General features: G+C 54.4%; 5 protein-coding genes. 2 read left to right on the plus strand and 3 right to left on the minus strand.

The features are described from left to right. The first annotated feature begins 16 nt into the window (after positions 1-16). On the plus strand, positions 17-208 hold the full coding sequence (locus HKD46_RS20955; RefSeq protein WP_161470408.1) for a hypothetical protein: 192 nt from the start codon (positions 17-19) through the stop codon (positions 206-208). On the opposite strand, the gene HKD46_RS20960 is transcribed toward HKD46_RS20955, so the two are convergent. The 3 genes from HKD46_RS20960 to HKD46_RS20970 form a co-directional block, all read right to left on the minus strand. Beyond that, positions 205-444, minus strand: a complete 240-nt coding sequence (locus HKD46_RS20960; RefSeq protein ID WP_161470411.1) for a plasmid replication protein RepB — start codon at positions 442-444, stop codon at positions 205-207. The genes HKD46_RS20955 and HKD46_RS20960 overlap by 4 nt on opposite strands. A gap of 108 nt (positions 445-552) precedes the next feature. Beyond that, entirely contained in the window at positions 553-759 is a 207-nt protein-coding gene (locus HKD46_RS20965) for a hypothetical protein (protein WP_161470407.1), read from the minus strand. A gap of 783 nt (positions 760-1,542) precedes the next feature. Next, positions 1,543-2,004 (minus strand): hypothetical protein, encoded by a 462-nt coding sequence (locus HKD46_RS20970; protein WP_161470410.1) that lies wholly within the window; start codon positions 2,002-2,004, stop codon positions 1,543-1,545. 967 nt (positions 2,005-2,971) lie between these two features. On the opposite strand from HKD46_RS20970, the gene HKD46_RS20975 reads away from it, so the two are divergent. After that, the gene (locus tag HKD46_RS20975) at positions 2,972-3,967 is read left to right on the plus strand and encodes a plasmid recombination protein (protein WP_161470409.1); all 996 of its coding nucleotides are present in this window, start codon (positions 2,972-2,974) and stop codon (positions 3,965-3,967) included. Positions 3,968-4,074 lie beyond the last annotated feature (107 nt).

Raw genomic sequence — 4,074 nt, forward strand, 5'->3', positions numbered from 1 at the left:
TAGGGGGGATGGAGCTGTGAGACTTTGGCATGTTGTCGGCCTATTGGCCGTAGTGCTAGCCCTGAAGGGCATGACCAGCCTGTCGAGCGGCTGGATCATGGGGCTGTTTGGTCTGCACGATGTGTTTAGCTGGGCGGCCCCTGCATGGTGGGAAGGGGCCGCCTCGATGGCCGCACTGGCGGCCCTGCTGCGTTGGGCACGGCCCTAGCGGCTGCTTAGATCGATCTCGATGCGACGAAAGCCGATGCCATTCGCGGTGTTGGCCGCTGCATCCATCGAGGAGAAAACCCGCCAGCCGCCGCGCTGCCGCTCCACGACTTCGGTACCAGCCTTGCCAAAGCGCACCAAGTGGAGGTGGAACCCTGAACCCATGGGGGTGGGGACGATCATCGCCTTGGAGAATCCCCCCATGTCGAACACTGTCTTGGCCTCTTTCTCCTGCACCATCAAATCTCCAATCTGAAACATCAAATAGACAATTTGATGTTACCCCTTCGGGGTCCTAAAGCAATCAATTGTGCAATTTGAACTATCGAATTGGGAAAATGATTTTCAATGCAGCTCAAGGCCCAAGGTAATCAGCCGTTCGCGCCACTCTGCGGCGTCCAAATCGAAGTTAAGCAGCCCCCCTTCAACGCTGATCCGCCCCCCAAAATCGAGCAACTGCATCTCCGTCAGATCGCACAGGCGCTGGCCGCCTGCGTCCAGTAGCCAGATGCAATCCCCATCGACCTCAATCCCGTGCTTGTCGAACCTCATACGTACCTCCGGCCAAAGCCAAACCTAACCCGCTTCCGTGGATAACTGCTGCCGCCCACAAGCCGAACCGATGGCATGTGGGCGGACGGGCGCAGTTACCCACCTCGCCAAGATCATCTCTCTTTTTTTTGTTTGAAAGACAGGGCGTAAGACACCGGCTCTCCTATCTTTCGCTGCGCTTCAAGATAGGAGAGCCCTCCTGCTTGGCTACGTTAAAAATGACGTAGTTACGCTGGATCAGCTCGCCTTGCTCTGGACTATCGAGACCGCTTGCGGCAGCTCCCTCTCACGCGCTCCAGAGACACACCCCGCCCTACTGCACCTGCTTCAGTCCCCACCTGTGGGCCGGACTACCGCGCCGTTTTTTAAGAGCTGGCCGTGGTTGGTTCCCCGTTACGCTCTAGTGGCAAGTGCCCCAGAGTTGCGAGCTCTGGGAGGCAATGGTGCGCGATCGCACGCTGGGCAGTATGTGAGATTTCCCCGTTCTGCCCGACCAACCACACCCACACACGGCAACAAACTCATACTTCCAATCCGTGCGGGTACGACAAAGCGCCAAAGGTGGTGGCCTTCGGTAACGGGCGTATAAAAAGAGGGAAGACTTGATTGATGGGCGCTAAGGGCGCTAAACTTATTTGGACTTTAGGTAGCTGCTTCCCTCTACGGAGCCGTTACCAGGTGAAGTCGGTTCCCCAACTGACTACACCTTCGAACAAACCACCTTGCCGGGTGGTTTTTTCGTTTATGCGAAACAGGTTACGCTGGATCCTCAAGGATCGTCAATTATTCTGAGCTTGTGTCGCCCAGAAGAATGTCGCCCTCTAGGTACGCTTCACTTGGCAACACCATTGGAGGGTGCCAATCGAGATCAACCAGCTTAATGTGCGCATCATCAATCTGCTGATAATGCAGTACATATCCAGAGGTTAGATAACCTTTACCCTCATCAACGTAGAATGGTATGCCTATGTGGTAATGCCATAGGTTATGACGCTGGGCATATCGCACCTTCTCCAGCCAATCCCTGTCATCTGTAGGCACGTTATCAGACTTAACGATTTTCCCACGCAAAAGCGCCGGATCCATTCCAGATGCAAGATAGGTCTGAATGAAGCCAACAACCTTGTGCTGATCAGGTTGCTCACTAGGGTGTTTTTTGGATGGGGTATCAGGAAGGTTGTTTAAAAGCCTAACGAACTTCTCACTAGCAGAGACTTTGTACTTTTTTTCCTTCTGCTCGCTCACGTTCTTGAATCCCTTGATATGCCTTTTTGAAGGCACCAAGGATATCACGAAACTCCATAGGCCCCGAAAGGGTAAGAGCTACGTTAGAGCTAGGACCTTCGACAGACTCCTTCATTCTGGCTAAATCATAACCAGCATGTACGGTCTTTTTCATAATGGCCTTTCTCTCCGCTAAACCACGTTGGTAGATGGTCGGTTACACCATTAGGACTTCTAACTTTTGTAAATCAGCAATCGACGTTTCTGATTTGCAAACTCACTTTGATCATAAATGAGTAAAGGACATTGTAAAGTGGTTTACCAAGCCAGCTCCTCGAGCCCATTGCCAAATGGCGGCCAATAGAAGCGGTATTCTGTTCAATTTCGTTTTTCGCATGCGAAAAATTGTGACTAGGTGGGGCCACTGGCCCCACTCGCCCCATGCCATATGAAAAACAATGATGGTGATCATTTATCAAGCAAAAACAGGGCATTGAATAGACAGTCGCGGCATGGCAGGATCCATAAGCAAACTCATCAATACTAGGAAAGTACGATGTCAAAAGCACCGATAGGAACCACCGCCAAGACTGGCGAGAAATGCCCAGAAAGTGGTGTGTGGAAGTCTCAAGACACCCCATCTACTACAGCCCCAATCGCGAAAGGCAACACAATGCCTCCGCACAATGGCAAAGCAGTCACCTGGAAGTTGACTCAGTACGCATAACTCACTGCTTCCCTATAGAGCCTCTCATATGAGGCTCTCATACGCCCCTCTATTACTCTGCTCCAATACTCTTTGATAAGCCCCCTGTTTGGGTGCAACTAGCGCAGTCTGTAGCGCCCAAATAGGGGGCCGACAAGCGTAGCGCGGCAGGTCTTTTTCGCCCCGCAGGGCTCCAACTTTGGGTACCAAAGTGTTACGAACACTTTGCCTCCTTAATCTGGTACTGTTTCCGGAGACCAAAGAGCAAGGGGCAAAGACACAATGGCGCTCTCATTCTCGCTAGCGATCGACAAGATGCAGGCCTCCTCCGTCGGCAGAGCTGAGGGGCACAACCTCCGTCTCCACGCCACCGAAAGCCAGCTCCGGCCGGAGGCATGGTTTACCCCTGAAGGCCGCCACCAGGTAACACCATGGAGACCAGAGGCGCTGGTCAAGGCTAAAGGGCTCGCCAAGCGCAAAGATGCCGTTCAGGCCATCCAGTTCGTGATCCAGCTTGGCAACCAAACAGACTGGCGAGAGGAGCCAGAACTGGATTTCCCCGAGGGGAGGCCAATCCACATTGCTAAGCCGATGAATCTCGCAGCCCGGGGGGTCAAAGCATGGGCGGCGCAGGAGTTCGGGGAGGACAACATCGTTGGGATCGACTTTCACACCGACGAGAGCAGCCCGCACTTTCATGTTGTCGTAACGCCGATCAGGGACGGCAAGCTACAGGCCAAGGCATGGTTGGACGGGGCCAGTAAGGTTGCAGCCCTGCGGAAACGGGCATGGCAGGCCGTCAATGCGCACATTGCCTGCGAGTACAAGCCCGGCGCCGCTGGCGGGGCTCCGCACGATCCCCGAAAGGCAGCCGGACAGGTGCCGGCACCGTCGATGCTCGATAAGGTGACCGGTCATGCCAAGGCCAAACGCCTTGAGCGCGAGAACGCAGCCCTGCAGGAGGAGAATGCGCAACTCAAACAGGCGCTGTTTAGCCGCCAGAAAGGCCGTTACAGCGCAGATCTGCTTGAGAAGACCAAACAGGCCGAACTAGCCGCCGAAATCGCTCAGAGAGCGCTAGGCGAAGCCAAACAAGAGCTTTTGGGGTTGAAGTGGGACGCAGGTCTGCATGAGCAGGCGGTGAAGCGGTTGGAAGCTGAGATCTCGAAGCTGAAGGGCTACAACCGACAACTCTCGGAACAAAACAACGAGCTGGACGAGAAGCTGCGGGAGCTGCAGCCAAAACGAACCAGAGGGTTAGGGGGGATGGAGCTGTGAGACTTTGGCATGTTGTCGGCCTATTGGCCGTAGTGCTAGCCCTGAAGGGCATGACCAGCCTGTCGAGCGGCTGGATCATGGGGCTGTTTGGTCTGCACGATGTGTTT

Origin of the sequence: Aeromonas sp. TW 6 (genome assembly GCF_013168745.1) — a bacterium.
Lineage (GTDB): Bacteria > Pseudomonadota > Gammaproteobacteria > Enterobacterales > Aeromonadaceae > Aeromonas > Aeromonas caviae.

What these genes read in the sequence shown, in the direction of transcription:
- HKD46_RS20975 (WP_161470409.1), top strand. Translation starts at nt 2,972, where the DNA reads ATGGCGCTCTCATTCTCGCTAGCGATCGACAAGATGCAGGCCTCCTCC.
- HKD46_RS20965 (WP_161470407.1), bottom strand. Translation starts at nt 759, where the DNA reads ATGAGGTTCGACAAGCACGGGATTGAGGTCGATGGGGATTGCATCTGG.